This window comes from Pseudomonas sp. M2, from assembly GCF_015751845.1.
Classification (GTDB): domain Bacteria; phylum Pseudomonadota; class Gammaproteobacteria; order Pseudomonadales; family Pseudomonadaceae; genus Aquipseudomonas; species Aquipseudomonas putida_E.
Genome location: NZ_JADOUD010000001.1, coordinates 1782016 through 1806884, shown reverse-complemented (window position 1 = coordinate 1806884; position 24869 = coordinate 1782016). Strand labels below are relative to the sequence as shown.

The 24869-nt window shown below is 63.0% G+C and carries 29 protein-coding genes and 1 tRNA gene; 17 read left to right on the top strand and 13 right to left on the bottom strand.

The annotated features are described in order from the left end of the window. The first annotated feature begins 4 nt into the window (after window positions 1-4). A tRNA-Sec gene (locus tag IWW33_RS08495) sits at window positions 5-100 on the top strand. A gap of 9 nt (window positions 101-109) precedes the next feature. On the opposite strand, the gene IWW33_RS08490 is transcribed toward IWW33_RS08495, so the two are convergent. Then, window positions 110-1099 carry an asparaginase gene (locus tag IWW33_RS08490; RefSeq protein ID WP_115273459.1) on the bottom strand — a complete coding sequence of 330 codons (990 nt, stop codon included), beginning with the start codon at window positions 1097-1099 and terminating at the stop codon, window positions 110-112. Between the two features lie 72 nt (window positions 1100-1171). Continuing rightward, on the bottom strand, window positions 1172-2614 hold the full coding sequence (locus IWW33_RS08485) for a sodium:alanine symporter family protein (RefSeq protein WP_115273460.1): 1443 nt from the start codon (window positions 2612-2614) through the stop codon (window positions 1172-1174). Between the two features lie 178 nt (window positions 2615-2792). Here IWW33_RS08485 and IWW33_RS08480 point away from each other — a divergent pair, with 178 nt between their 5' ends. Beyond that, the gene (locus IWW33_RS08480) at window positions 2793-3602 is read left to right on the top strand and encodes a helix-turn-helix transcriptional regulator (RefSeq protein ID WP_012312493.1); all 810 of its coding nucleotides are present in this window, start codon (window positions 2793-2795) and stop codon (window positions 3600-3602) included. 67 nt (window positions 3603-3669) lie between these two features. On the opposite strand, the gene IWW33_RS08475 is transcribed toward IWW33_RS08480, so the two are convergent. Beyond that, complete coding sequence (locus IWW33_RS08475) at window positions 3670-4455, bottom strand: TSUP family transporter (RefSeq protein ID WP_174140995.1); 786 nt, start codon at window positions 4453-4455, stop codon at window positions 3670-3672. 16 nt (window positions 4456-4471) lie between these two features. Next, window positions 4472-5533, bottom strand: a complete 1062-nt coding sequence (locus IWW33_RS08470) for a hypothetical protein (RefSeq protein ID WP_115273462.1) — start codon at window positions 5531-5533, stop codon at window positions 4472-4474. A 239-nt stretch (window positions 5534-5772) separates the two neighbouring features. On the opposite strand from IWW33_RS08470, the gene IWW33_RS08465 reads away from it, so the two are divergent. Both IWW33_RS08465 and IWW33_RS08460 read left to right on the top strand, forming a co-directional pair. Continuing rightward, window positions 5773-6657 (top strand): sugar nucleotide-binding protein, encoded by an 885-nt coding sequence (locus tag IWW33_RS08465; protein WP_046785086.1) that lies wholly within the window; start codon window positions 5773-5775, stop codon window positions 6655-6657. Continuing rightward, complete coding sequence (locus IWW33_RS08460; RefSeq protein WP_046785087.1) at window positions 6650-7582, top strand: NAD-dependent epimerase/dehydratase family protein; 933 nt, start codon at window positions 6650-6652, stop codon at window positions 7580-7582. The genes IWW33_RS08465 and IWW33_RS08460 overlap by 8 nt, the downstream gene beginning before the upstream one ends. 159 nt (window positions 7583-7741) lie before the next feature. On the opposite strand, the gene IWW33_RS08455 is transcribed toward IWW33_RS08460, so the two are convergent. The 5 genes from IWW33_RS08455 to IWW33_RS08435 all read right to left on the bottom strand — a co-directional run bounded on the left by IWW33_RS08455 (window position 7742) and on the right by IWW33_RS08435 (window position 11614). Continuing rightward, complete coding sequence (locus tag IWW33_RS08455) at window positions 7742-8425, bottom strand: OmpW family outer membrane protein (RefSeq protein WP_012312498.1); 684 nt, start codon at window positions 8423-8425, stop codon at window positions 7742-7744. Window positions 8426-8534: 109 nt separating this feature from the next. Beyond that, window positions 8535-9050 (bottom strand): DUF3299 domain-containing protein, encoded by a 516-nt coding sequence (locus IWW33_RS08450; protein WP_046785088.1) that lies wholly within the window; start codon window positions 9048-9050, stop codon window positions 8535-8537. 9 nt (window positions 9051-9059) lie between these two features. Next, window positions 9060-10325 (bottom strand): ABC transporter permease, encoded by a 1266-nt coding sequence (locus IWW33_RS08445; protein ID WP_174140994.1) that lies wholly within the window; start codon window positions 10323-10325, stop codon window positions 9060-9062. Next, a complete protein-coding gene (locus IWW33_RS08440) occupies window positions 10325-11035 on the bottom strand; it encodes an ABC transporter ATP-binding protein (RefSeq protein WP_161872777.1) in 711 nt (236 codons plus the stop codon). The genes IWW33_RS08445 and IWW33_RS08440 overlap by 1 nt, the downstream gene beginning before the upstream one ends. Continuing rightward, window positions 11036-11614, bottom strand: coding sequence for a DUF2796 domain-containing protein (locus IWW33_RS08435; RefSeq protein WP_174140993.1), 579 nt, complete (start codon window positions 11612-11614; stop codon window positions 11036-11038). Window positions 11615-11747: 133 nt separating this feature from the next. Between IWW33_RS08435 and IWW33_RS08430 the strand changes: the two genes are divergently transcribed. Further along, window positions 11748-12092 (top strand): hypothetical protein, encoded by a 345-nt coding sequence (locus tag IWW33_RS08430; RefSeq protein ID WP_115273465.1) that lies wholly within the window; start codon window positions 11748-11750, stop codon window positions 12090-12092. Between the two features lie 57 nt (window positions 12093-12149). On the opposite strand, the gene trxA is transcribed toward IWW33_RS08430, so the two are convergent. Genes trxA through IWW33_RS08415 form a run of 3 tightly spaced genes read right to left on the bottom strand, consistent with a single transcriptional unit; the run spans window position 12150 to window position 14166 of the window. Next, entirely contained in the window at window positions 12150-13022 is an 873-nt protein-coding gene (trxA, locus tag IWW33_RS08425; RefSeq protein ID WP_174140992.1) for a thioredoxin, read from the bottom strand. A gap of 31 nt (window positions 13023-13053) precedes the next feature. Then, window positions 13054-13713: a 50S ribosomal protein L11 methyltransferase gene (locus tag IWW33_RS08420; RefSeq protein WP_119688192.1), complete on the bottom strand. Its 660-nt coding sequence runs from the start codon at window positions 13711-13713 to the stop codon at window positions 13054-13056. Then, the gene (locus tag IWW33_RS08415) at window positions 13714-14166 is read right to left on the bottom strand and encodes a YbaY family lipoprotein (RefSeq protein ID WP_012312506.1); all 453 of its coding nucleotides are present in this window, start codon (window positions 14164-14166) and stop codon (window positions 13714-13716) included. 106 nt (window positions 14167-14272) lie between these two features. On the opposite strand from IWW33_RS08415, the gene nrdR reads away from it, so the two are divergent. The 12 genes from nrdR (at window position 14273) to IWW33_RS08355 (ending at window position 22971) form a co-directional block, all read left to right on the top strand. Continuing rightward, window positions 14273-14737 (top strand): transcriptional regulator NrdR, encoded by a 465-nt coding sequence (nrdR, locus tag IWW33_RS08410; protein WP_008092351.1) that lies wholly within the window; start codon window positions 14273-14275, stop codon window positions 14735-14737. Window positions 14738-14739: 2 nt separating this feature from the next. After that, window positions 14740-15870 (top strand): bifunctional diaminohydroxyphosphoribosylaminopyrimidine deaminase/5-amino-6-(5-phosphoribosylamino)uracil reductase RibD, encoded by a 1131-nt coding sequence (gene ribD / locus IWW33_RS08405; RefSeq protein ID WP_115273467.1) that lies wholly within the window; start codon window positions 14740-14742, stop codon window positions 15868-15870. 42 nt (window positions 15871-15912) lie between these two features. Next, complete coding sequence (locus IWW33_RS08400) at window positions 15913-16578, top strand: riboflavin synthase (RefSeq protein ID WP_046785096.1); 666 nt, start codon at window positions 15913-15915, stop codon at window positions 16576-16578. An 18-nt stretch (window positions 16579-16596) separates the two neighbouring features. Next, on the top strand, window positions 16597-17688 hold the full coding sequence (gene ribBA, locus IWW33_RS08395) for a bifunctional 3,4-dihydroxy-2-butanone-4-phosphate synthase/GTP cyclohydrolase II (RefSeq protein WP_012312509.1): 1092 nt from the start codon (window positions 16597-16599) through the stop codon (window positions 17686-17688). Window positions 17689-17779: 91 nt separating this feature from the next. After that, on the top strand, window positions 17780-18256 hold the full coding sequence (gene ribE, locus IWW33_RS08390; RefSeq protein ID WP_043210219.1) for a 6,7-dimethyl-8-ribityllumazine synthase: 477 nt from the start codon (window positions 17780-17782) through the stop codon (window positions 18254-18256). Further along, on the top strand, window positions 18253-18753 hold the full coding sequence (gene nusB, locus IWW33_RS08385) for a transcription antitermination factor NusB (RefSeq protein WP_012312511.1): 501 nt from the start codon (window positions 18253-18255) through the stop codon (window positions 18751-18753). Before ribE ends, nusB begins: the two co-directional genes overlap by 4 nt. Before the next feature lie 18 nt (window positions 18754-18771). Then, window positions 18772-19731 carry a thiamine-phosphate kinase gene (gene thiL / locus IWW33_RS08380; RefSeq protein WP_174140991.1) on the top strand — a complete coding sequence of 320 codons (960 nt, stop codon included), beginning with the start codon at window positions 18772-18774 and terminating at the stop codon, window positions 19729-19731. After that, window positions 19728-20231, top strand: coding sequence for a phosphatidylglycerophosphatase A (locus IWW33_RS08375; RefSeq protein ID WP_046785099.1), 504 nt, complete (start codon window positions 19728-19730; stop codon window positions 20229-20231). The genes thiL and IWW33_RS08375 overlap by 4 nt, the downstream gene beginning before the upstream one ends. Before the next feature lie 16 nt (window positions 20232-20247). After that, window positions 20248-20991 (top strand): transporter substrate-binding domain-containing protein, encoded by a 744-nt coding sequence (locus IWW33_RS08370; RefSeq protein ID WP_119688194.1) that lies wholly within the window; start codon window positions 20248-20250, stop codon window positions 20989-20991. Between the two features lie 134 nt (window positions 20992-21125). After that, window positions 21126-21743 carry a GTP cyclohydrolase II gene (gene ribA / locus IWW33_RS08365; RefSeq protein ID WP_012312515.1) on the top strand — a complete coding sequence of 206 codons (618 nt, stop codon included), beginning with the start codon at window positions 21126-21128 and terminating at the stop codon, window positions 21741-21743. After that, window positions 21740-22159, top strand: a complete 420-nt coding sequence (locus IWW33_RS08360) for a hypothetical protein (RefSeq protein ID WP_046785101.1) — start codon at window positions 21740-21742, stop codon at window positions 22157-22159. Before ribA ends, IWW33_RS08360 begins: the two co-directional genes overlap by 4 nt. Beyond that, window positions 22159-22971 (top strand): cobalamin-binding protein, encoded by an 813-nt coding sequence (locus IWW33_RS08355; RefSeq protein ID WP_115273471.1) that lies wholly within the window; start codon window positions 22159-22161, stop codon window positions 22969-22971. The genes IWW33_RS08360 and IWW33_RS08355 overlap by 1 nt, the downstream gene beginning before the upstream one ends. Here the strand turns inward: IWW33_RS08355 and IWW33_RS08350 are convergent. Further along, the gene (locus IWW33_RS08350; protein ID WP_174140990.1) at window positions 22949-24820 is read right to left on the bottom strand and encodes a TonB-dependent receptor; all 1872 of its coding nucleotides are present in this window, start codon (window positions 24818-24820) and stop codon (window positions 22949-22951) included. The two genes, IWW33_RS08355 and IWW33_RS08350, sit on opposite strands and share 23 nt — an antisense overlap. Window positions 24821-24869 lie beyond the last annotated feature (49 nt).

Sequence of the window (24869 nt, the reverse complement as noted above, 5' to 3'; positions counted from 1 at the left end):
TCAAGGAAGGCAATCGCGCCCGGTGGCGCGGCCGGGCTTCAAACCCGGTTGGGGACGGCAGCCGTTCCCGGGCAGGTTCGACTCCCGCTGCCTTCCGCCAATTTCCTGTTCAAGCGCGCTCGCCGCACAGGTCCAGCGCAAACCACTGCTCTGCAGCATCTGCATCCAGCCCCGCGCCCAGCAGCGCAAACATCTTGCCCAGCGCAGCCTCACGGGTCATGCCACCGCCACTGACCAGCCCGGCACCGCGCAGGCGGTTGCCCGCCGCATAGGTATCGAACACCACCGAACCCTCGGGGCACTGGCTGATGGCAACCAGCATCACCCCACGCTGGCGCGCCGAGCGCAGCACGTCGAGCAAGGCTTGGTCATCCGACGGCCCGGTGCCGCTGCCGTAACATTCAAGCAGTAGCCCTTGCACCCCGGTGTCGAGCACCGCACGCAGGTGTTCGGCCTGCAAACCGGGGAATACCGGCATCACGGCAATGTTCACCGGTTGGCGCTGCTGGCGATAACCCAAGGTGGCAGGTACGTCGTTCGCCCGCTCGCCTTCACGATGACGCGGCAACGCGGCGAAGGCGTCGAACGCTTCGCTGCGAAGCTTCGAGGCGCGGCAGCCCTGCAACAGCTGGCCATGGAAGTACAGCTGCACGCCAGCCTCAAGGCCTTGCTCGAACTGGCGCAGGGCACCGCACAGGTTGTCCCAGGCATCACTGCCCGGTGCACCGGCCGGCAACATTGACCCGGTCAGCAGAACTGGCACCGGCAGGCCCAGCAGCAGGAACGACAACGCCGCAGCGCTGTGGGCGAGGGTGTCGGTGCCATGCAGCACCAGCACGCCATCGTGGCCGTCATTGTCCACTGCACGGACGATGGCATCGCGCATTGCCAGCCAGTTGTGCTGCTGCATGTTGGCACTGTCGAGCAGCGGGTTCATTTCCTGCAGCGTCCACTGCACCTGGGGTGCATCGCCCAGTTGGGCGAAGTGTTCGCGCATCCGCGCATCGAAACCACCGGCCGGTGCAAGGCCTTCGGCGGTTTCGAGCATGCCGATGGTGCCGCCGGTGTAGAGGACGAGAAGATTCGTGACTGCACGCATGGAAAGCATCCGTAGCGGTGAGCGGAGAGTAGGCAGCCGCCCGCGAACGGGGCGGCTGGGCAGGCGAGGATATCAGCGCTGCGGCTGAACTTCGCCGACGGCTTTGTCAACGGCTGTTTCGGCCTGCGGATTGGCCGGCCAGGCGTTGCGGTCCAGGTCCAGGTCGGCGAACTTGCTCGAGTCGAACACGGGCTGCTTGATGCCGGCTTTGCGCTGGTCGTCGTAATCGCGCATCACACGCAGGCCGACCTTGAACAGCAAGGCCAAGGCGACCAGGTTGACGAAGGCCAGGCAGGTCATGGTGATGTCGGCGAAGGCGAACACGGTGGTCAGGTCCTGTACCGAACCCCAGACCACCAGCGCCAGTACCAGGCCACGGAACACCAGCAGTACCAGGCGGTTGCGGCTGAGGAACTGCAGGCTGTTCTCGCCCAGGTAGTAGTTGTAGAGGATGCAGGTGAAGACGAACAGCGACAGCGCGACGCTGACGAACAGGCGGCCCCAGTCACCGACCACGGCGGCCAGCGAGTTCTGCGTCAGGACAATACCGTCACCTTCGAAACCCGGGGTATAGAAGCCAGACAGCAGGATCAGCAGGGCGGTGCAGGTGCAGATCAGGAAGGTGTCGAGGAACACGCTGAAAGCCTGGACCACGCCTTGCGCGCCCGGGTGCTTCACGGCAGCCACGGCAGCGACGTTGGGCGCACTGCCCAAGCCTGCTTCGTTGGCGAACACGCCGCGTTTCACGCCCATGACGATGGCGCTGCCGAGCAGGCCGGCGAATGCAGGGTCCAGGCCGAAGGCGCTTTTGAAGATGGTTTCCAGCATTGCCGGTACGTGTTCGATCTGGGTGCCGATCACGTACAGGGTCACGCCGATGTAGGCCAGGGTCTTGACCGGTACCAGCAGGTCGGAGACTGCGGCGATACGCTTGATGCCACCCAGGAACACGATAGCCAGCAGTACCGCCAGGGCGATACCGGTGTGGCTTGGGTCGAAGCCGAAGGCGTTCTGCAGCGAATGTGTCACGGTGTACGACTGCAGGCCCATGAAGGCGAAGCCGTAGGTGACCAGCAGCAGGATCGAGAACACGATGGCCATGCTCCTGAGCTTCAGGCCGTGCAGGATGTAGTAGGCCGGGCCACCACGGTACAGGCCATCGCCATCGGCGCGCTTGTACACCTGGGCCAGGGTACATTCGAAGAAGCTGCTGGCCATGCCCACCAGTGCGGTGACCCACATCCAGAACACGGCCCCCGGGCCACCCAGGGTCACGGCGATGCCGACACCGGCGATGTTACCGGCGCCAACGCGGCCGGCCAGGCTCAGCATCAGGGCCTGGAAGGAGCTCAGCTGGCCTGCCTGGCCACGCAGCGATTCCTTGAACACACTGAACATGTGGGCGAAATGGCGGAACTGTACGAACCGCGAGCGGATGGTGAAGTAACCGCCGAGACCGACGATCAGCACGATGAGAAGCTTCCCCGAAAGGAAATCGTTGAGTGCTTCGAGCATTGGAAAATGACCTCGATTCTTATTCTTCGCGTGAAAAGACCAGCGGACGGCAGGCGCACCGCTATCGTTGGGGCGCATGGTTGGCCATGACAAGAGTGGTTACAATTTCGCGGGTTGCTCTGAATTGATGCGACTTGATGCTACACTTGCGCCATTCGCGTCACCCTGGATTCAGAACATGAGCGATCATTTCGCTACCAACCTCAAATTGGCCTGCAGCCACTACCGCTCTATCTCCGAAGTTTGCCGCCAGCTGTCGATCAACCGTGCGCAGTTCAACAAGTACCTGAGCGGGCAGAGCCGCCCGACGGCGTTCAACCTCAAGCGCATCGGTGATTTCTTCGGTGTCGAGGACTACGAGCTGAACTTGCCTCCCGAGCAGTTCGCCCGCCTGATCGGCGCCCGGGTATCGGCCGTGGCCGATCAGCCCAGCGACCCGATCAGCGAGCTGTTCCGCCCGTTGCACGAGCACGCCGGCAACCTGTCGCGCTACTGCGGCTATTACTTCGAGTACTCCAACTGCATGTCGGTACCTGGCACGATCCTGGTGTCACTGGTGCACCTGCGCGAGGAGCGCGGCCGCTTCCTGTTCGAACGCCAGGAGCGTCAGGAGCGCTCCACCGCCACCGACCTGCATGCCGAGGTGCGTTGCCGCTACCTGGGCGCGGCGTTCCAGTTGCAGGACCGGATGTTTCTCATCGACTACGAGTCGCTGACCCTGAACGAGATGAGCCAGACCATCCTCATCCCCAGCTTCAAGAGCCGCATCACCCGCTTGAATGGCCTGAAGACCGGTGTTTCCAGCGGCGACCGGCGCAACCCGGCCTGCACACGGGTGGTGTGGGAGTACCTGGGTGAGGAGATCAACCGCATCAACGCCTACCGGCAGGTGAAGCTGTATCAGCCGGACGATCCGCGAATCGATGACGACGTGCGTGAGCGGCTGAGTGTGGGGCCACTCAGTAACGGCTTGTTCGAAATCGAATAGATTGAGCGTCTGTATGGGTATCGCTGCGGGTGACCATCTGATAGGTAAATGGCCAGCCAACAACGCGTCAAAGCTGTCGCAACCACTCCCCAGCCGGATGTCCCTCATTGAGTAACAGCTTCAACGACATCAGGCAGCAAACAGTGATTAGCAATGGCTTGATCAGCCGTGGCCCGAAGTAGATAGCACAACGTGCGCCAAGTTGTGCGCCAACAATGGCGCAAAGTGCCATTGCCAGGGCTAAAGGCCAGATGATTGCGCCGCTAAAGGCAAAGACCGAAAGGGCGCCGAGGTTGCAGGATGCATTGAGCAGTTTGCTGCTGCAGATCGCCTGCATAAGATGCTGCCCCAAGAGTAAGGTGAAGGCGACCATGAAAAATGAACCCGTGCCTGGTCCAAAGATACCGTCGTAGAACCCAATGGCTGGAGCAACTACCAGCGTGAAGCCCAGATACGACATCCTCTGCCTGCGATCCTTGGTACCAAGCTTGGGGCTGAACGCAAAATAGAGGGCTACTGTAATTAGCAAGATGGGGGCAATTGATTCCAGGAGGGCTTTGTCGAGCATGCTGATCGACAATGCACCCGTAACGCCACCCGCGAACGACAAAGCGGCCATCGGCCCGCCCGTTCGCCACTGGATCATTCGCTTGCGGGCGAACGCCCACACTGCTGAAACACTGGCTGAAGACGCCTGAAATTTGTTGGTAGCCATTGCAGCCAACGGATCGACACCTGCAATGAAAAAGGCCGGCAACGTAAGTAATCCTCCGCCTCCTGCTATCGCATCAAAGAAGCCGGCGAGCAATGCGACAACGGCCAGCGTCAAGAGTATTGAAACTTCAGTCTCCATTTTTCTCTACCCCGCCTTAGCCGCGTACGATCAGTGGATCTTGTTGTAATGTCACCGGCCGTGCATCAGGTGAGTACCCGAATAGACGAACCAGTAGTCTTCGGTTGTCCTTGACGATGTCGCGAGCGTGAAGTGCCTGGCTGTTATTAATCAATATTGCGGAGTCAGGGCTTGGTAGAAAGTCGTAGGGTTGCTCGTTTTCTAGTAAGGCTTGCAATGTTTGATAAGCCTGTCGTGTTGAATGGCTGGCTTCATGGTGCAATGAGTGTCTATAGCTATTATAGCGGAGGGTAAAATCACCTCTAGAATCGAACTGAAGTATTGAACTTGCGTTCATCCCCTGATGCTCATCGTTAACGAAGCAGTCGCTGCGGGTAAAGCAAAATGACTTGGAAGATAACGCCAGCCCCTCAAGGGCGTTGAGTTTTGAAATTGCATTGCGTACGGGTATCACTTGCGTCGGTTCCCGTAATGGATTCCATCTTGCACTCAGGATCAATGCGCTTGGGGCTGGGGAATGCTCACCTTCGCACTGAACCGAGCAGGTATAGGGAGGTTCAGTGTGCGGACCTAGCTGAACGCCTGCATGGGAACTCAGTTCCGCGTGATGGTGGCTAAATTCATTCGGCAGCGATCGTTCTCCACCGCCTTTGAAATTACCAACAATCCGTACTTGCATGCCGCCATTGTCGATATCGAAAGCGAATGAGCGGTAGTCGACAAGGTTCAAAAGAATCTGGTTTCGTGATGCCATATAGAGGATTGCGGGGTCGGTTTTCAGAGTTTCAATGTCTGCCAGGCACTTTGGTACAGGGTCGGCATGGGGGGCTTCCATTGCCGCGAATTCAAGTGCTGCCGCTTTTCCGGAGGCAAATATTTCAAGCGATTCGAGTTGTACATCGTCCAGTGAGCTTTTCAATATTAGTGCCTGGCAGGCAGATAGTGCAGCAGCGCCTGCGGCATCTGGGCCGCCGATGGCGGCAGTTTGTCTGGAGCCGTGATCAAGTATGCTGGCTTGAAGTTTACTGAATGTGAGATGGAGGATCTCGGGTCTGGCTTTAGCGTTTACCCCTGGCATTGTTGTTCTCCTTGTATGTAGGGAAAGGTAAAACTTATTGTTAGGGCGCCGACTATTTAGCCAGATATTTTTTACCGCTGATGTAAGGTCGAGGTCTTGCGAGCTGTGGGGGATGTCCATGGGTCTGGTAGGAATCGTCTTAGGTAGGTAGTGCTGTCAGCCTCAGGGTTGGACTTCCCCGTCTGGAAACCGCAAAATGAACCCTTTCCCTCATCAACCTGTTCGGATCTGCTGACTCTATGCGTATGCGCCTGATGCTGTTGGGTGGTGGCAATGCCCTCGGGCAAGCGCTGATTCGTCTCGGGGCCGAGGAGGACATCGCATTTCTGGCGCCGCGCCCGCCGGAAGACGGCTGGACGCCAGCAAGCCTGACCCAGCTGCTTGACGATCATCGCCCCGATGCGCTGGTCAACCTGGCTTACTACTTCGACTGGTTCCAGGCCGAGTCGGTCAGCGAGCCGCGCCTGGCTCAGCAGGAGCGGGCGGTGGAGCGCTTGGCGGAGCTGTGCCAGCATCACCAGATCACCCTGGTGCAGCCTTCCAGCTACCGGGTGTTCGATGGTTCGCGTGCCACGGCCTATAGCGAAAAAGATGAGCCCGTGCCGTTGGGCCTGCGTGGCCAGGCCTTGTGGCGCATCGAACAGAGCGTGCGTGCGGCCTGCCCGCAGCATGTGCTGCTGCGCTTCGGCTGGTTGCTGGACGAGAGCATCGACGGTGCCCTGGGCCGCTTCCTGACCCGCGCCGAGCAACCGCAGGAGCTGTTGCTGGCCGATGACCGCCGCGGCAACCCGACGCCGGTCGACGATGCCGCGCGGGTGATCCTGTCGGTGCTCAAGCAGCTCGATTGCACCGCGCCGCTGTGGGGCACTTACCACTACGCCGGTAACGAGGCGACCACGCCGCTGGCGCTGGGCCAGGCGATCCTCACCGAGGCCGGGCAGCATCGCCAGCTGGCCGTGCAGGCACCGACCGCGCAGGCGCATGCCGCCCGCCCGGATGCCAGTGAAGAGCCGCAGAACGCGGTGCTGGCCTGCAAGAAAATCCTTCATACCTTCGGCATCAAGCCGCGTGCCTGGCGCGCCGGCCTGCCGCCTCTACTGGACCGTTTCTACCGCCATGGCTGACGCCCCCATCCTGATCACCGGCGGCGCCGGCTTCATTGGCTCCCACCTGTGCGATGCGTTGCTGGCTAAAGGCTACGCGGTGCGTGTGCTGGACGACCTTTCCACTGGCAAGCGCGACAACCTGCAACTGGGCAACCCGCGCCTTGAGCTGGTCGAGGGTGATGTTGCCGATGCCGCATTGGTGCAGCGCGCCGCGGCAGGTTGCAGCGCTGTGGTTCATTTGGCCGCGGTGGCTTCGGTGCAGGCTTCGGTCGAAGACCCGGTAAAGACCCACCAGAGCAATTTCATCGGCACCCTCAATGTCTGTGAGGCCATGCGCCTGCAGGGTGTGCGCCGGGTGCTGTTCGCCTCCAGCGCGGCGGTGTACGGCAATAACGGCGAAGGCCAGTCGATTGCCGAGGAGACGCCCAAGGCACCGCTGACCCCCTATGCGGTGGACAAGCTGGCCAGCGAGCAATACCTGGACTTCTACCGCCGCCAGCATGGGCTGGAGCCGGTGGTGTTCCGCTTCTTCAACATCTTCGGGCCGCGCCAGGACCCTTCGTCCCCGTACTCCGGGGTGATCAGCATTTTCAGTGAGCGGGCCACCCAAGGGTTGCCGATCACGGTGTTCGGCGACGGCGAGCAAACTCGGGATTTCCTGTATGTGGGCGACCTGGTGCAGGTGATGGTGCAGGCGCTCGAGCAGCCGCAGGTGGAAGAGGGCGCGGTGAATATCGGCCTGAACCAAGCGACTTCGCTGAACCAGTTGCTCAAGGCGCTGGAAACCGTGGTCGGCAGCTTGCCGCCTGTCAGTTATGGCGAGGCTCGTTCGGGTGACATTCGCCACTCGCGGGCGGATAACCAGCGTTTGCTGGCACGATTCGATTTTCCGCAGCCGACTTCGATGGTCGAAGGGCTGGCGCACTTGCTCGGCAAGGCCTGACTTAGGCCGCTTTGCGGCCCATCGCCGGCAAGCCGGCTCCCACGCTGATTGATGTACTCCGCACCTTGTGGGAGCTGGCTTGCCGGCGATGGGCTGCGTAGCAGCCCTAATGAGACTAACTGACTGGCATCAGGCCTTGGCCGCCCTGCATCGCAGTGGTCAGAACTTGTAGCCAAGGCCGACCATGTAGACCCACGGGTCGACTTCCACGTTGACCTTGGTCTTGCTGTAGCCCAGCGCGCTCGGGCCGTCGACGGTGGCCTTGGTGTCGATATCGACGTACCAGACCGAAGCGTTGACCAACAGGTTGTCGGTGAGCATGTAGTCCATCCCCAACTGCCCGGCGATACCGACCGAGTCCTGCAGCTTGAGGTTGCTGAAGCCTTGTTGCTTGCGCGCGCTGCTCAGGTCTTCGTCGAAGAACAGGGTGTAGTTGATGCCGATGCCCGCGTACGGCTGGAAGCGCGAGTTCGGTGCCATCGGGTAGTACTGCAGCGACAGGGTCGGTGGCAGTTGCTTGATGTCGGCCAGCTTGCCGTCCAGGCCGCCACCCAGGCCCTTCACGCCCACGGTGTGCTGGAACGGCGTGGCCGCCAGCAGTTCAAGGCCGACGTGGTCGGTGAGCATGTAGGCGAAAGTCAGGCCCAGTTGGGTGTCGCTGTCCAGGGTCGCCTTGGTGCCCGACACCTTGTTGCCGTCGAACTTCAGGTCGCCGCTGCTTTCGTTCGGGGCGGTGGTGATCGCGCCTGCGCGCAGGATCATGTCTCCCGCCTGGTAGGCGTGGGCGGCAGGGGCGGCGAGCGCAAGGGCCACAAGTGAGGCGCCGAGCAAGGACTTGTTCATGGAAGCTCCGAAAGGACGTGAGTAATCAAGTTGTCCAATGGTACGGAGCCGTCTAAACCGAATGTTTGACCCAGCTCAAAGAACTGCGTTCACGAATTAGAAACAGTTCTCACTTCAGCTCATAAACGTATATTTTCTCGGCTTCCATCTGGTAGCCGGCGTCGGCCAGTTCGCTGCTGGAGGCTCTGACGTGCAGCTTTCCTTCAATCCAGTAGGGCTGGTACAGGTCTTCGACGCGTACGCCCATTTCGCTGAAAATATGCACGATCTGGTTGGAGGGCGGTGGCGGTACATGGATACAGGCGCCGTAGTAGGGCACTAACAGGAACTCGGTAGTGCGACCTTCTTCGCTGACTTCCAGTGGCACGATATAGCCGGGAAGTTTGATTTGCTGGCCGTCCAGGTCCTTGACCACCGGCGCATCGGGCGCTTGCTGGCGCGCCGCTGGGGCTGACTCAGCGGACAGGGCGCTGCTCAGTTGCGACATGTCGTGCAGTGGGGCGAGTTGCGGCGGGATGATCGGCGCGCCTTCCGGGATCAGTGCAGGCCAGTCGAGTTCGCGGGGTTCGGCCGCCCAGGTGGGGGCGGCGAGCATCAGCAGGGACAAAAACAGCGCGCGGAACATGGCGTTTTCTCAGAGGTGAATCGACAACCCATCGGCCAGCGACTGCCGGTAAGCGCGCCAGGCCGGCACGCTGCCCATCAGCAGCGCTGCGCCGAGGATGATAGCAAGCAGCGTCCACTCGTGCGTGCTGGGCCAGGCCAGCGGCAGGTACAGGCCGTAGTTGGCCTGAACGTAGCCTTGGGCGAGGGCGATGCCGGCATACAGCAGGCCAAGCCCGGCAACGATACCGGCACTTGCCAGTGCCAGCGCTTCAAGCACCAGCAACCCGGCAATGTGCCAAGGCCGGGCCCCCACCGAGCGCAGAATCGCCATTTCCCGGCGACGTTCGTTGAGGCTGGTGAGAATGGCCGTGAGCATGCCGATCAAACCGGTCAACACGACGAACAGCGAGACCACGAACAACGCCTGTTCGGCCGTACCCATCAGGCTCCACAACTCCTGCAGCGCTACCCCGGGCAAGATCGCCAGCAGCGGCTCGCTGCGGTATTCATTGATCTCGCGCTGCAGGCTGAAGGTGGCGATCTTGCTGTTCAGGCCCAGCATGAACGCGGTGATCGCGGCGGGCTGCAGGTCCATGGCGCGAGCCTGTTCGGCGCTGATGCGCCCGGCACCACGGGCAGGCACGCCGTTATGCCAGTCGATATGGATCGCCTCCATGCCCGCCAGGCTGATGTGCAGCGTGCGGTCGACAGGTGTGCCGGTGCGTTTGAGCACGCCGACCACGGTGAACGGCTTGTCGTCGTGCTTGACCAGGCTGATTGCCGCCACGCCATGGGCAAGCACCAGCTTGTCGCCAAGCTTGTAGTGCAGCGCCTCGGCCACCTCGGCCCCCAGCACCACCTCGAACGGGTCGCTGGCGAACTCACGGCCTTGGCTCAGCTCCAGGTGCTGCCGGCGACCGTACTGGTAATGGCTGAAGTATTCACCGGTGGTGCCCATTACCCGGTAGCCGCGGTGCGAGTCGCCGAGCGAGATGGGAATCGCCCACTTCACCCGTGGGTCCTGGGCGTAATGCTGGTAACTGTCCCAACGGATATTGTTGGTGGCGTTGCCGATGCGGAACACCGAATACAGCAGCAGGTTTACCGAACCCGAGCGGGCGCCGACGATCAGGTCGGTGCCGCTGATGGTGCTGGCGAAACTGGCGCGTGCTTCGGTGCGCACACGTTCCACCGCCAGCAGCAGGCACACCGACAGGGCGATGGCGAAGGCGGTGAGAAACGCCGTGAAACGGCGATTGGCCAGGCTGGCCAGGGCAAGGCGAAGCAGGTACATCAGGCCTCCCGGGGCTTGGCTGCGCGGTTGAGTTCGGCCAGTGACAGATGACGGTCGAACAGCGGTGCCAGGCTCTGGTCATGGCTGACGAACAACAGGCTGGAGCCGGCGGCGCGACATTCATCGAACAGCAGGCGGATGAACGCCTCGCGGGTGTCGGCATCCAGTGCCGAGGTCGGTTCGTCGGCAATGACCAGCTCGGGTTGGCCGATCAATGCTCGGGCAGCGGCCACCCTTTGTTGCTGGCCGATCGACAGGCTGTCGGCGCGGCGGGCAAGCAGTGCCGGGTCGTTCAGGCCCAGATGGGCAAGCAGCTCGCGGGCAGCTTGGTCGACACTGCCGTGGCGTTGGCGGGCGCGGTCGGCCCGGCTGTGCGAAAAGCGGCAGGGCAGTTCGACGTTTTCCCGTACCGAGAGGAACGGCAGCAGGTTGAACTGCTGGAAGATATAACCGGTGTGATCGACCCGAAAGCGGTCGCGGGCGCCCTGGCCAAGGCTGCCGAGATCCTGGCCGAGCAACTGGATACGGCCCTGGGCTGGCACGTTCACCCCGCCCAGCAGGCCCAGCAAGGTGGTCTTGCCACTGCCGCTGGGGCCCTTGAGGAACAGGGCCTCGCCTGCTTCCAGGCGAAACGCGGGGATATCCAGCAATGGCGGCTGCCCTGGCCAGGCGAACACCAGGTCTTGCAGCGCGATCAACGGCAGGCTCATTCAGAACGCGACCACGGCCTTGGCAGGCGAGGTTTCCAGGCCTTTCTGGCCGTTCGGGCCGATCAACTGCACATTGATTTTCTGCGTGGCGGGGAAGGTCTTGAACAGCGGTGTGAGGTCGAGCTGAGAGAGTTTTTCCGGGGCGGAGCATTTGAGCTGATAGTGCGCACTGATGTCGCTGTGCTGGTGGCCATGCTCATGTTCATCACCGTCGTCATCTTTTGCCGTATCACCGAACAGTGGGCTCTCCAGCTCCTGAGCATCTTCCTGGCAGCCAGCAGCCGCTGCCAGGCCAAACAGCTTCAGAGGTTGCTCGAGCTGCTGGCGCACGGCGGCGACCTTGGCTTTGTCGGCATCACTGCTGGCGCTGTGTTCAAAGCCGACCAGGTTCATTGCCGGGCTGTCCAGCTCCAGCTCAAGGGTGTTGCCGTCGAGCACCACATTGAGCTTGGCCACACCGTGCTCATGCGCCCCGAGCGTGCCGTGGGCGTGATCATGGTCATGGTCATGGCCTTCGTGGCCATGAGCCACGGCCAGTGGCAGCAGTGCGAAGGGCAGGGCGAGCAGCAGGCGACGCATGGACGACTCCAGAAGCAGACGGGGAATGATTTGGTAATGTTATAACAACTTTTCTCTGTCCCGCCAGCCTGCGTGGTGCAGGTTTCATGTTGTTGTAGCATGAGGGTATTGAACGCGCTTGAAGGAATGCATCGTGAGAATTCGTGGACAGATTGGTGACTGGCCGGTGGACCTGAGCATTGAGCTGGAGCCCGAAGAGTGGGCGCAGTTGGGGCGGCAGCTTGAAATGCCTGTGGCGGCCGAAACGGTATCGCAGGCTATAGCGGCAGCGCCGCGCCAGGATGACGGGCAGTGGACGGCTGCGCGGGAGGTGCTGCGTCAGGCGGGGCAGATGAACGGGCCAGAATTGCTGGACCGGTTGGAAGGGCTGGCGGGTAGTACGGCGGCGGGCAAGCGGCTGCTGGTGCGGTTGCGACACAGCAGTGAGGTGAAGGTGGAAAGTGGCGCGGATGCGCCGGTGTATCACTGGATCGGGTAAAGCTGTAGGCCTGTGTTGCCCCACGAGCGAGGGCATGGCCCTCGCCTGTTGGGCGAATCAGAACATGGCCGAAGACAGCCTGCGGCGGTAAACAGCCACCAGCGGATGGTCGCCACCGAGCAGGTCGAACACTTGCAGCATCGCCTTCTGCGGCAAGCCGTTTTCATAGGCGCGGTTACGCTGGAACAGTTTCAGCAGCCCATCCAGCGCCGCTTCATACTGCTGGCGCGCCAGTTGCTGGATGCACAGCTGGTAAGCCGCCTCATCATCCTGCGGGTTCTGCGCCAGGCGGCTTTTCAGGTCGGCGACTTCCAGCAGGCTGGCAGCCTGGCGCAGGAAGGTCAGCTGCGCTTTGGTACCGGCCAGGGCGGCCTTGTGCTCATCGGTCTTGACCGCGTCCAGCACGATCTGCGCTTCGCCCAGCTCACCGCGCTCGGCCAGGCAGCGGGCATACAGGATCAGCGCCTCGGCATTGCTGTTGTCTTCACCCAGCAGGGCCTGCAGCAACGCCTCTGCCTCGGCGAAACGGCTCTCGGCGAACAAGCCTTTGGCTTGCTCCAAGGGCGAGGCGGCCGGTGCGGCAGGCATCTGCACATGCGGCTCGAGCATGGCGCGGATCGCCGACTCCGGCTGCGCGCCGGCAAAGCCGTCGACCGGCTGGCCATCCTTGAACAGCACAACCGTGGGCAGGCTACGAATGCCGAACTGGGCAACGACTTGCTGCTCAACGTCGCAGTTGATCTTGGCCAGCAGCAGCTCGCCCTGATAACCCTCGGTGATTTTCGCCAGCAGTGGCATCAGCGCCTTGCAGGGCGCGCACCACTCTGCCCAGAAGTCCACGAGGACCGGCTTGTGGAAGGAGTTTTCGATCACCAGTTGCTGGAAGTTGGCATCGGTGGCATCGAAGATAAACGGTGTTTCCTGGCTCATCGTGACTCTCGCAAATCCGTGAATGGCACCACTATAAAGGCTCGCGGCTGGCGTGGTACAGGCTGACCCGGCGGAATTCGTGCGGCTCGGCCAGGTCCGGCAGGGTCAGTGCTTCAAGCACGCCCAACTGCTGGTAAAGCGGGTGGCTGAAATCGCGTACTCGGGAGTCTGCCACCAGCGCCTGGCGACCGCGGCCGAGGAAGGCATCGAGCAGCGGCAGATTGGCGCGGTCGTACAGCACATCGGCAACCAGAATCAGGTCGAAACGGTCTTCTTCGGCGAAGAAGTCATTGCTGTAACTGAGCTCGACCCCGTTCAGCTCGGCATTGGCGCGGCTGGCATCGAGTGCCAGCGGGTCGAGATCGCAGGCCACCACTTCCAATGCCCCGGCGCGCGCTGCAGCAATGCCGGCGATACCGGAGCCGGCGCCAAAGTCCAGCACGCGCTTGCCGGCCACCCATTCAGGGTGCTCGGCTAGGTAGCGGGCCATGGCCAGGCCGCTGGCCCAGCAAAAGCTCCAGTACGGTGGGTCTTCGAGAATACGCCGGGTTTCTTCAATGCTGAAGGCGCGGTCCATGTTCTGATCGTCGATCAACCAGAGTTTGAGCGCGCACCCAGGCAGTTCACTGACGACCAGCCGCGCTTCGCCGATCAGGCCGCTGAGGGCCTGTTGCAAGGCAAGCGGCGCCACCTAAGGCGCCTTCTTGAAACGCAGCGGGCCAGTGGCCTGAGTCTGGGCCTGGGTGATGCGCACGGGCGGCAGGTGCATGATCAGTTGGCCCGACTGGCTGGCGCGGCCACGCAGTTCGACCCGAGCCCCGGCCGGAAAGACCTCCGGGTTGAAGCGCAGGCGGTAGGGCAGCGCCTGGCCGGTCCCGGTCAGGGTGCTGCTGGCCAGAAGCTGTTGCGGCCGGTCGCGCTCGTCGATGACCAGCAAGGCCAGCTCCACGTCGGCACCGCGGGGGATTTCCAGCAAGGTACCGCTCAGTTCGCGTTGATAGGCGGGCAGCGGGCCCAGTGGTTCGGCCTTTTTCGCCACCTTGGCGGGCGCAGGTGCCGGGGCTGGCTCGGTCTTCGGCCGATCGCTGCCACAGGCGGCGAGCAGGGCGGCGCAGCCCAGCACGACGAGCGCTCGATAATGCATGGGGTAGTCCTTCAGGGGCAGATTTACCTTGGATGTTAACCCCTTTGGCTTGTCTTGCCAGTGGGATGCGCTACCATGGCCCTCCCTTTTTTTGTTGCCTGCCACCATGCACTGTCCCTTTTGCGGTGCCAACGACACCAAGGTCATCGACTCGCGCCTGGTCGCCGAGGGCGAACAAGTGCGCCGCCGTCGCGAATGCGTGGCCTGCGGCGAGCGTTTCACCACCTTCGAAACCGCCGAGCTGGTCTTGCCCCGGCTGATCAAGCAGGACGGCACGCGCCAGCCTTTCGACGAAGAAAAGCTGCGTGCCGGCATGCAGCGCGCGCTGGAGAAGCGCCCGGTCAGCGTCGAACGCCTCGAGGCGGCCCTGGCACATATCAAGAGCCGGCTGCGCGCTACGGGTGAGCGCGAGGTCAAGTCGCTGGTGGTGGGTGAGCTGGTGATGGCCGAGCTGCGCAAGCTCGATGAAGTGGCCTACATCCGTTTCGCTTCGGTGTACCGCCGCTTCCAGGACCTCGATGAATTCCGCGAAGAAATCGACCGCCTGGCCCGCGAGCCGGCTAAAGAGTGAGCATGCCGAGCCAGACCGCGATCCTCGACGCCCATTACATGGCCCGTGCCCTGGAGCTTGCCCGCAAGGGCATCTACACCACTCACCCCAACCCGCGCGTGGGTTGTGTGATCGTCCGTGACGGCGAAGTGGTGGGTGAGGGCTGGCATGTGCGCGCCGGTGAACCACATGCCGAAGTGCATGCCCTGCGCCAGGCCGGTGAGCGTGCCCGCGGCGCCTGTGCCTACGTGACGCTCGAGCCTTGTAGCCACCATGGCCGCACCCCACCGTGCGCCGAAGCGCTGGTACAGGCTGGTGTGGCGCGGGTGGTGGCAGCCATGCAGGACCCCAACCCGCAGGTCGCCGGGCAGGGCCTGCGCCGCCTGGCCGAAGCGGGCATCGAAGTCGCCAGCGGCGTGCTCGAAGCCCAGGCCCGTGGCCTGAACCCCGGTTTCCTGAAGCGCATGGAGCACGGCTTGCCGTTCGTGCGGGCCAAGCTGGCCATGAGCCTGGATGGCCGCACCGCCATGGCCAGCGGTGAAAGCCAATGGATCACCGGCCCTGCCGCCCGCTCTGCAGTGCAGCGCCTGCGTGCCCGTGCCAGCGTGGTACTGACCAGCGCCGCCAGCGTATTGGCCGACAACGCACGGATGACCGTGCGCGGCGCCGAGCTGGGCCTGGACCCCGACACCACCGCGCTGGCGCTGAGCCGCCCCCCCTTGCGCGTGCTGATCGATGGCCGCCTGCGCCTGCCACTGGACGCGCCGTTCTTCCAGGCTGGCCCGGCCCTGGTGGTAACCGCCAGGGGGAACGACCCGCGGTACGCCCAGGCTGGCCACGAGCTGCTCAGCCTGCCGGGCAGCAATGGCCAGGTCGATCTGCTCGCCTTGATGCAGGCACTTGCAGCGCGTGGCGTCAACGACATCCTGCTGGAAGCCGGCGCTGGCCTGGTCGGCGCTTTTGCACAATTGGGCCTGATCGACGAGTACCAGCTGTTTGTCGCCGGCACCTTCCTTGGCTCCCAGGCCCGTCCGTTGCTGGACTGGCCGCTGTCGAAGATGAGCGAAGCGCCACGGCTGAAAATTACCGAAATGCGTGCAGTGGGCGATGACTGGCGGGTCACGGCCATCCCTCTGCCGGCGCCCGGCGTATAATGCCGGGCTTGCCCTGCGCAACCCGTTTTTGAGGAAGTCCCCATGTTCACCGGCATCATCGAATCCATCGGCACCATCCGCAGCCTGACCCCCAAGGGCGGTGACGTGCGCGTCTACGTCGAGACCGGCAAGCTCGACCTGGGTGACGTCAAGCTCGGCGACAGCATCGCCGTCAACGGCGTGTGCCTGACCGCCGTCGAACTGCCGGGCGATGGCTTCTGGGCCGACGTCAGCGTCGAGACCCTCAAGCGCACCGCTTTCATCGACCTCAAGAGCGGCAGCAAGGTCAACCTGGAAAAGGCCCTGACCCCGACCACCCGCTTGGGCGGCCACCTGGTCAGCGGCCACGTCGACGGTGTCGGCGAAATCATCTCGCGCAGCGATAGCGCTCGCGCCATCCAGTTCCGCGTGCGTGCACCCAAGGAGCTGGCCAAGTACATTGCCCACAAGGGTTCGATCACCGTCGACGGCACCAGCCTGACGGTCAATGAGGTCAATGGCGCCGAGTTCGAGCTGACCATTGTCCCGCACACCCTGTCCGAAACCATCATGGCCGACTACCGCGCAGGGCGTCGGGTCAACCTTGAGGTCGATTTGCTGGCCCGTTACCTGGAGCGCCTGCTGCTGGGCGACAAGGCTGGCGAACCGAGCAAGGGCAGTGGCATTACCGAAAGCTTCCTGGCCGCCAACGGCTTCTTGAAATCCTGATTGAGAAGGGGGTGCCGCGTGGCGCTCAACAGCATCGAAGAACTGGTCGAAGACATCCGCCAGGGCAAAATGGTCATCCTCATGGATGACGAAGACCGTGAAAACGAAGGCGACATCATCATGGCGGCCGAGTGCTGCCTGCCTGAGCACATCAACTTCATGGCCAAGCACGCCCGTGGGTTGATCTGCATGCCGATGACCCGCGAACGTTGCGAAACGCTCAAGCTGCCGCTGATGGCGCCGCGCAACGGTTCGGGCTTCGGTACCAAGTTCACCGTGTCGATCGAAGCGGCCGAAGGTGTTACCACCGGCATCTCGGCGGCCGACCGCGCACGTACCGTGCAGGCAGCCGCCGCCAAGGATGCCAAGGCCGAAGACATCGTAAGCCCGGGCCACATCTTCCCGCTGATGGCCCAGCCCGGCGGTACCCTGGCACGCGCCGGCCACACTGAGGCCGCCTGCGACCTGGCGCGCATGGCCGGTTTCGAGCCGAGCGGCGTGATCTGTGAAGTGATGAACGATGACGGCACCATGTCGCGTCGCGCCGAGCTCGAAGTGTTCGCCGCCGAGCACGGCCTGAAAATCGGCACCATTGCCGACCTGATCCACTACCGGATGATCCACGAACGCACCGTGCAGCGCGTTTCCGAGCAGCCGATCGAGAGTGAGCTGGGTGAGTTCAACCTGGTCACCTACCGCGACGCCGTGGAAGGCGATGTGCACATGGCCCTGACCCTGGGCAAGGTCTGCGCCGAAGAACCGACCCTGGTGCGTGTGCACAACATGGACCCGCTGCGCGACCTGCTGCTGGTCAAGCAGCCTGGCCGCTGGAGCCTTCGCGCCGCCATGGCCGCGGTTGCCGAGGCCGGCAGCGGCGTGGTGCTGTTGCTGGGCCACCCACTGGATGGCGATGTGCTGCTGGCACATATCCGCGAAAGCGCAGGCGATGCACCGACCAAGGCACCGACCACCTACAGCACTGTGGGTGCCGGTTCGCAGATCCTGCGTGACCTTGGCGTGCGCAAGATGCGCCTGATGAGTTCGCCGATGAAATTCAATGCGATATCCGGATTCGATCTGGAAGTTGTAGAATACGTGCCCTCCGAGTGACTTGAGGCGGCGCTTGCGCCCTCACGCTCGAGTCCAAACCCTCCCGAGGCCGCCAGAGCGCGGCCTCGCTCTTGAAGATGAGAACATCGGAATGACCCTGAAGACCATCGAAGGTACCTTCATTGCCCCCAAAGGTCGCTATGCTTTGGTGGTTGGCCGCTTCAACAGCTTCGTCGTAGAAAGCCTGGTGAGCGGTGCCGTTGATGCCCTGGTACGCCACGGTGTCAGCGAAAGCGACATCACCATCATCCGTGCCCCGGGCGCGTTCGAAATCCCGCTGGTGGCTCAGAAAGTCGCCCAGCAAGGTGAATACGACGCGATCGTCGCCCTGGGCGCAGTGATCCGTGGCGGTACCCCGCACTTCGAATACGTGGCGGGCGAATGCACCAAGGGCCTGGCCCAGGTGTCCATGGAGTTCGGTGTGCCGGTGGCCTTCGGTGTCCTGACCGTCGACTCCATCGAGCAAGCCATCGAGCGTTCCGGCACCAAGGCCGGTAACAAAGGTGCTGAAGCTGCCCTGTCCGCTCTGGAAATGGTCAGCCTGCTGGCGCAGTTGGAGGCCAAGTGATTAGCGACGAAAGCGATCGTTTCAACCCGCGCGATCCAAAACCTGCGGATGCCGGCAAGCCATCGAAGAGCGCCAAGCGCCGCGAAGCCCGCAAGCTCGCGACCCAGGCCCTGTACCAATGGCACATGGCTCAGCATTCGCTGAACGAGATCGAAGCGCAGTTCCGGGTCGATAACGATTTTACCGATGTAGATGGCGCCTATTTCCGCGAAATCCTGCATGGGGTTCCGGCCATCAAGAGCGAAATCGACAGCGCGCTGAAACCGTGCATGGACATCGCCCTGGAAGAGCTCGACCCGGTCGAACTGGCCGTATTGCGCCTGTCCACCTGGGAGTTCATCAAGCGTGTCGATGTACCGTATCGCGTTGTGATCAACGAAGGCGTAGAGCTGGCCAAGGTCTTCGGCGCCACTGACGGCCACAAGTTCGTCAACGGCGTGCTGGACAAGCTGGCACCTTCGCTGCGCGAAGCAGAAGTCAAGGCGAACAAGCGCTGATCCTGGCGCTGTCGAGCCATGGGTGAGTTCGAGCTGATCAACCATTACTTCGCCGCCGCGCCCTGTGCGCAGGGCGGTGAGGGCGTGGCACTGGGCATTGGCGACGACTGCGCCTTGCTCGAGCTTGCCCCGGGCGAGCAGTTGGCGGTGTCTACCGACACCCTGGTTGCCGGGGTGCACTTCCCGACGGTCTGTGACCCGCGCTTGCTGGGGCAGCGCGCACTGGCCGTGGCGGCCAGCGACCTTGCAGCCATGGGCGCCAATGCCATCGGCTTCACCCTTGCCCTCACCCTGCCCGATGTCGGTACCGACTGGCTCGCCGCCTTCGCCGACGGCCTCAGCCGCATGGCCCAGCGTTGCCGCATGAGCCTGATTGGTGGCGACACCACCCGCGGCCCCTTGAGCATCACCGTCACTGTTTTGGGCAGCGTCCCGGCTGGCCAGGCTCTGCGCCGCAGCGGTGCCCGGCCGGGTGACCTGCTGTGTGTGGGGGGCGTGCTGGGCAAGGCAGCCGGTGCGTTACCGTTGGTGCTGGGCGAGCGGGAAGCGCCTGCCGAGCAGGCCGAGCCCCTGCTGGCCCACTACTGGTCGCCGCTGCCTCAACTCGGCCTGGGCCGGCGCTTGCGCGGGCGGGCGACGGCGGCGCTGGACATTTCCGATGGCCTGCTTGCCGATTGTGGGCACATCGCCAAGGCCTCCGGGGTCGCCCTTGAGGTGAACCTGGCGCAGGTGCCAGTGTCTCCTGCACTAGAGGCCTTTCTCGGCCGCGACGCGGCGGTGCAAGCGGCGCTCACCGGTGGCGACGATTACGTATTGGCGTTCACCCTGCCGCCTGAGGCGCTTTCATCCCTGGCGGACGCCGGCGTACATGTCGTCGGCCGAGTGCTCCAAGGGCAGGGCGTGACCCTGCGTGACCCCCAAGGCCAGGACATCACCCCCGTACAGCGGGGCTATCAACACTTTAGGGAGACACCGTGACCGACCACCCCAACCAGGTGCCTGCGGAGTTCGTTCCGCCATCGGTCTGGCGCAACCCGTGGCACTTCATCGCTTTCGGCTTCGGTTCGGGCACGCTGCCCAAGGCCCCCGGCACCTGGGGCTCGATGGTGGCCATTCCGTTCATCCCGCTGTGGCAGATGCTGCCCGATTGGGGTTACTGGCTGCTGCTGGGCATCACCATGCTGTTCGGCTTCTGGCTGTGCGGTAAAGTCGCCAATGACTTGCGCGTGCACGACCATGAAGGCATTGTCTGGGATGAAATGGTCGGCATGTGGATCACCCTCTGGCTTGTGCCGCAAGGGTGGCAGTGGATTCTGGCGGGGTTCCTGATGTTCCGCTTCTTCGACATCCTCAAGCCATGGCCGATTCGCTGGATCGATCGCCATGTGCATGGCGGTGTCGGCATCATGCTCGACGATATCCTGGCCGGCGTGTTCGCCTGGCTGGGCATGCAGGTTCTGGTGTGGGCGGTAGGCTGAGACAGGGAGCGCTTTGATGGCCATTCGGACTGTGCTGCTGGCAATTTTGTTCAGCGTTGCCCATGGGGCGCTGGCGGCCGAAGGCGTACCGAAACAGGTCCATCTGGTCAGTGAAGAGTGGCTGGACTACACCAATGCCGATGGTACCGGCGTGGCCTGGGATGTCTTGCGCAAGGTCTTTGAGCCTGCCGGCGTCAAGGTGGTGGCAAAGAGTGCTCCTTACAGCCGTGCCGTCGGGCTGGTCAAACGCGGCGAGGCCGATGCCTGGGTCGGTTCCTACAAGGATGAGAACGACGACAATCTCTACCCGCGTTGGCACTTCGACATGGACCACATCTATGCGCTGGGGCTTGCCAGCAAACCGGTGCCTACCCTGGAGACCGTTGGTCAGTATCGCTTGGCCTGGGTGCGTGGCTACGATTACGGCAGCTACCTGCCGAACGTAAAGGAGTCGCGCGAGATTCAGCGCCGCGAAGGCATCCTGCCAATGCTTGAGCATGATCGCGTGGACTTCTACATCGATGCGCTGACCGAAGTTGACTACGTGCTTGGCCAAACCTCTCAGCCAGAACGGTTCCGGCGAACCCATGTCGCCGAACTGCCGTTGTACCTGGCCTTTGCCCGCAACGAGCACGGCAAGGCCCTGCGTGAACTGTTCGACAGACGCATGGCTGAACTGGTACGCAGCGGCGAGTTGAAGCCTATCTTCCAGCACTGGAAACAGCCGTATCCCTTTACTGCCGACAGCAAGCCTCAATAGCACCATGGGCTGCCACAGGCTAACCGAACATCGAACTTTTCGATCTTAACCCACGGTATTCAGCCAGCGCACAGGCGCTGACCTGCTGATACAATCGCTTCACGAGAATTTTCCTACTTATCCAGGAGCACAACGTGCCCGTCGTCTTTGTTGCCGCCTCTAAACTCCCGACCCCCTTCGCGACTTTCACCATGCATGGTTTCCTCGACGAAGCCACCGGCCGTGAGCACGTGGTGCTCAGCCTGGGTGACATCGCCGACGGTGAGCCGGTGTTGGGGCGCCTGCACTCCGAGTGCCTGACTGGCGATGCCCTGTTCAGCCAGCGTTGCGACTGCGGCTCGCAACTGGAAGCCGCCCTGCAGGCCATTGCCCGTGAAGGGCGCGGCGTGCTGCTTTACCTGCGTCAGGAAGGCCGTGGCATCGGCCTGCTGAACAAGATCCGCGCCTATGAGTTGCAGGATGGTGGTGCCGACACTGTAGAGGCCAACGAGCGTCTGGGGTTCGCTGCCGACCAGCGTGATTACGCGATCTGCCTGCCGATGCTCGAGCACCTGGGCGTGAAATCGCTGCGCCTGATGACCAACAACCCGCGCAAGGTCAAGGCGCTAACCGACATGAACATCAAGGTTGCCGAGCGCGTGCCGCTGCATACCGGGCATAACCCGCACAACCGTTACTACCTGGCGACCAAGGCCGACAAGCTTGGCCACATGCTGGGTAACGAACACCAGGGTGAGGTCCCCCAGGCGTGACCCGCAGCGAGGTGAAGCGGCGCCTGGCGCTGGCCTGGTGGCAATACCTGGCGGTTGGCCTGGTGCCGCTACCGGTGATGGCCTGGGCCTTTGGCGGTGGCGATGCGCTGATCCCGGTGCTGGCGATGCCGCTGTTCATCGCCGGTGCGGCAACCATGTTCCTCAGCCTGCCGCGTTTCGGCGCCTACAAGCGTGCTTTGATCGCCACCTCCAAGTTGCTTGGCACGGCTGAAGAGCCGGCTGCCTGGATCGAGTTGGCCCGGGTGCGGCGCATGGCCATGCTGTTCGCCTGTTTCCCTGCCTGGGTCGCCGCGCTGTCGGTGCTGGTAGGGCTCGAAGCTGTGCCGCAAATCCTCTTGGCGTTATCCACAGTGGTGGTGCTTTACCTCTACCGCATCCCGCGTCAGCTGGGGTGATGCGCCGCCTGCTCTGCCTGCTGGCGCTGCTGGCCTGCACCGTCCAGGCTGGCGAGCCTCTGCGCGTGGTCAGCCTTGCGCCTTCGATGAGCGAAATCATGCTTGAGCTGCAGGCCGATGACCTGCTGGTGGGCGTGCTCGACGGCGGCGAGCGCCCAGCGGCGCTGCGCCACCTGCCTTCGGTAGGGCGCCAGGGGCAACTGGACATGGAACGCCTGCTCAGCCTCAGGCCTGACCTGCTGTTGCTCTGGCCCGGCAGTGTGGCTCCGGCCCAGCGCGATCAGCTTACGCGCCTGGGTATCGCGACCTACAGTGCAGAACCCCACGACCTTGAGCAACTGCTTGAACAGATCGAGGCCATTGCCGTGCGTGTAGGGCGGGCACAGCAGGGGCGGCGTTATGTGGGAGGCCTGCGTGAACGGTTGCGGCAACTGCGTCAGCACTATCGGCGTGAACAGCCGCTACGGGTGTTCTATCAGGTCTGGGACCGGCCGCTGTACACCTTGGGTGGGCGACAGGTGGTGAGTGATGCCTTGGCGGTGTGTGGGGCGCGCAATATCTTTGCCGACCTGAGCCAGCCGGCACCGCAAGTGAATGTGGAATCAGTGCTGATGCGCGATCCGCAGGTGATTCTGGCTGGCGACCAGGGGCAGTTGGCAAGCTGGAAGGCCTGGCCAGATTTGGGCGCTGTGGCCGGTGATCGTCTGCTGGTGGTGCCGGACAAGGGCCTGGAGCGGCCCAGCGGGCAGATGATCGAAGCCACCGCCCGCTTGTGTGCGCTGCTCGAAGCTAAAGCGCCGGCGTCCAGGTGACGCTGAACAGGGCCGTGCGGCCCTCTTCGCGGTAGCCGTAGCTGGCGCCATCGTAGCTGTACAGCGCACGGCTGTAGCCTTTGTCCAGCAGGTTATCCAGCTTTAGTTCCAGCTTCAGCTCGTCGGTCGCTGCCCAGCTGCTGCGCAGGCCCAGCAAGCCATAGCCGCCGAGGCGGTTGCGGTTGGCCTCGTCGTCGTAACTGGCGCTGACGGCCTGCCAGCTGCCTCCTACCGTAAAACGCTCGAATTGACGGTCCAGGTCCAGGCTCAAGGTGCGCCTTGCGCGGCGGGCGAGGGTGTGGCCGCTGTCACGATCACGTGGATCGATCAACGCCAGGCCCAGCTGGCTGCGCCATTGGCCCCACTGTTGCTCCAGTGCCATTTCCACGCCGTTGATACGCGCAGAGGCCACATTACGCGGGATCGAGTCCTGGCCAAAGATAATCGCATCGCGCAGGTCAGTACGGTACAGCGAAGTTTCCAGGCGGCTGTCGCGGCTGAGCTGGCTGCGCCATTGCAGCTCGTAACTTCTGGAATGCTCCGGGTCCAGCTGCGGGTTGCTGTACTGCGGGTAGTACAAGTCGTTGAAGGTCGGCGCACGAAAGCCTTCGCTGTAGGACAGCAGCACATCGTTGTGCGTATTCAGCGGCACGGTCAGGCTACCGCTCCATGTGGTCTGGCCGCCAAACTGCTGGTTCTGGTCGCGGCGCACGCCCAGTTCGGTAGAGACGTGCTCGCCGCGCAAGCGATGCTGGATGAAAGCGGCGCGGTTCCAGCGGCTGTCTTCGCTGAAATCGGTGCTGGCGTGCACGCGGTCTTCGTACCAGTCGCCGCCGATCAACAGGTTCTGCCGCTCGCTCAGGGCCAGGTCGTTCTGCCAAGTGACCTGGTCGCGATAGGTGTTGAACACCGAGCGTTCGTCACTGAGCTTGTCGCGCTTGTCGTCGCGGTTTTCGCTATGGCCCAGCTCCAGGCGTGAATGCCACACGTCATTGAGCTGTGCATCGAAGTAAGTACCCAGGCTGCTGACGCTGAAGTCGGTGTAGGGCTTTTGCCCGAAGCTTTCGAAGGTGACCGGGTCGAAGCCACCGAACGGATTGTCGTACTCGCTGCGCCCTTGGCTGTCGAGCAGGTTCAGGCCGGCTTCGAAACGTTCGCCAAAGGTGTGGCTCAGGCTCAGGTTGAACGACTTGTTGCGGTAGGCATCATGATCGCCGTCGCTGGCGAAGGACGGGCCGGTCGAGTCGATGCCTGCTGTTTCGTCCAGGCTGGCGCCCAGGTTGAAGCGGGTCGCGCCCTCGCCTCCGGACAGGCCCAGGCTGCGTTGCCAGGTCTGGTTGCTGCCTGCCGCCATGCGCAGGCGCGGCTGCAGGCCCGTGCCGTTGCTGCGACGGGTGAAGATCTGAATGACACCGCCGATGGCATCGCTGCCGTAGATCGCCGAGCGTGAGCCGCGCAGCACTTCGACACGCTCGATCTGGTCGACGTCGAGAAACTGCAGGCCGCTGTCGCCCGAGGTGGCGTTGGCGATGCGCACACCGTCGACCAGTACCAGGCTCTGCGCGGCCTTGGTGCCGCGGATGAAGATACCCGGCAGGCTACCGCGGCCACCGGTGGGCGCGACTTGCACGCCTGGCACGCGGGCGAGCAGGTCGGTGACGCTGGTCGGTTGCAGGCGGTCGATGTCGTTGCGGGTGAAAACGGTGTTGGCGGCGCTGGTGGCGGTGCGTGATTCGACCTGGCGGTTGGCGCTGATCAGCACGTCGGTGAGCTTCAGGGCGTCGTCGCGTTCGGCGGCCAGAAGCGGCAGGGGCAGGCAGAGCAGGGTGGCGAAGGTTGAGGTTTTCATGGGCAGTACCAGTTTGCGAGGGCTGCGCCCTCGATCGCGACACAAGGCC

Coding starts and splice junctions, on each gene's coding strand:
- IWW33_RS08490 (WP_115273459.1), bottom strand. CDS start 1,099: ATGCGTGCAGTCACGAATCTTCTCGTCCTCTACACCGGCGGCACCATC.
- IWW33_RS08485 (WP_115273460.1), bottom strand. CDS start 2,614: ATGCTCGAAGCACTCAACGATTTCCTTTCGGGGAAGCTTCTCATCGTG.
- IWW33_RS08480 (WP_012312493.1), top strand. CDS start 2,793: ATGAGCGATCATTTCGCTACCAACCTCAAATTGGCCTGCAGCCACTAC.
- IWW33_RS08475 (WP_174140995.1), bottom strand. CDS start 4,455: ATGGAGACTGAAGTTTCAATACTCTTGACGCTGGCCGTTGTCGCATTG.
- IWW33_RS08470 (WP_115273462.1), bottom strand. CDS start 5,533: ATGCCAGGGGTAAACGCTAAAGCCAGACCCGAGATCCTCCATCTCACA.
- IWW33_RS08465 (WP_046785086.1), top strand. CDS start 5,773: ATGCGTATGCGCCTGATGCTGTTGGGTGGTGGCAATGCCCTCGGGCAA.
- IWW33_RS08460 (WP_046785087.1), top strand. CDS start 6,650: ATGGCTGACGCCCCCATCCTGATCACCGGCGGCGCCGGCTTCATTGGC.
- IWW33_RS08455 (WP_012312498.1), bottom strand. CDS start 8,425: ATGAACAAGTCCTTGCTCGGCGCCTCACTTGTGGCCCTTGCGCTCGCC.
- IWW33_RS08450 (WP_046785088.1), bottom strand. CDS start 9,050: ATGTTCCGCGCGCTGTTTTTGTCCCTGCTGATGCTCGCCGCCCCCACC.
- IWW33_RS08445 (WP_174140994.1), bottom strand. CDS start 10,325: ATGTACCTGCTTCGCCTTGCCCTGGCCAGCCTGGCCAATCGCCGTTTC.
- IWW33_RS08440 (WP_161872777.1), bottom strand. CDS start 11,035: ATGAGCCTGCCGTTGATCGCGCTGCAAGACCTGGTGTTCGCCTGGCCA.
- IWW33_RS08435 (WP_174140993.1), bottom strand. CDS start 11,614: ATGCGTCGCCTGCTGCTCGCCCTGCCCTTCGCACTGCTGCCACTGGCC.
- trxA (WP_174140992.1), bottom strand. CDS start 13,022: ATGAGCCAGGAAACACCGTTTATCTTCGATGCCACCGATGCCAACTTC.
- IWW33_RS08415 (WP_012312506.1), bottom strand. CDS start 14,166: ATGCATTATCGAGCGCTCGTCGTGCTGGGCTGCGCCGCCCTGCTCGCC.
- nrdR (WP_008092351.1), top strand. CDS start 14,273: ATGCACTGTCCCTTTTGCGGTGCCAACGACACCAAGGTCATCGACTCG.
- ribD (WP_115273467.1), top strand. CDS start 14,740: ATGCCGAGCCAGACCGCGATCCTCGACGCCCATTACATGGCCCGTGCC.
- IWW33_RS08400 (WP_046785096.1), top strand. CDS start 15,913: ATGTTCACCGGCATCATCGAATCCATCGGCACCATCCGCAGCCTGACC.
- ribE (WP_043210219.1), top strand. CDS start 17,780: ATGACCCTGAAGACCATCGAAGGTACCTTCATTGCCCCCAAAGGTCGC.
- thiL (WP_174140991.1), top strand. CDS start 18,772: ATGGGTGAGTTCGAGCTGATCAACCATTACTTCGCCGCCGCGCCCTGT.
- IWW33_RS08370 (WP_119688194.1), top strand. CDS start 20,248: ATGGCCATTCGGACTGTGCTGCTGGCAATTTTGTTCAGCGTTGCCCAT.
- IWW33_RS08355 (WP_115273471.1), top strand. CDS start 22,159: ATGCGCCGCCTGCTCTGCCTGCTGGCGCTGCTGGCCTGCACCGTCCAG.
- IWW33_RS08350 (WP_174140990.1), bottom strand. CDS start 24,820: ATGAAAACCTCAACCTTCGCCACCCTGCTCTGCCTGCCCCTGCCGCTT.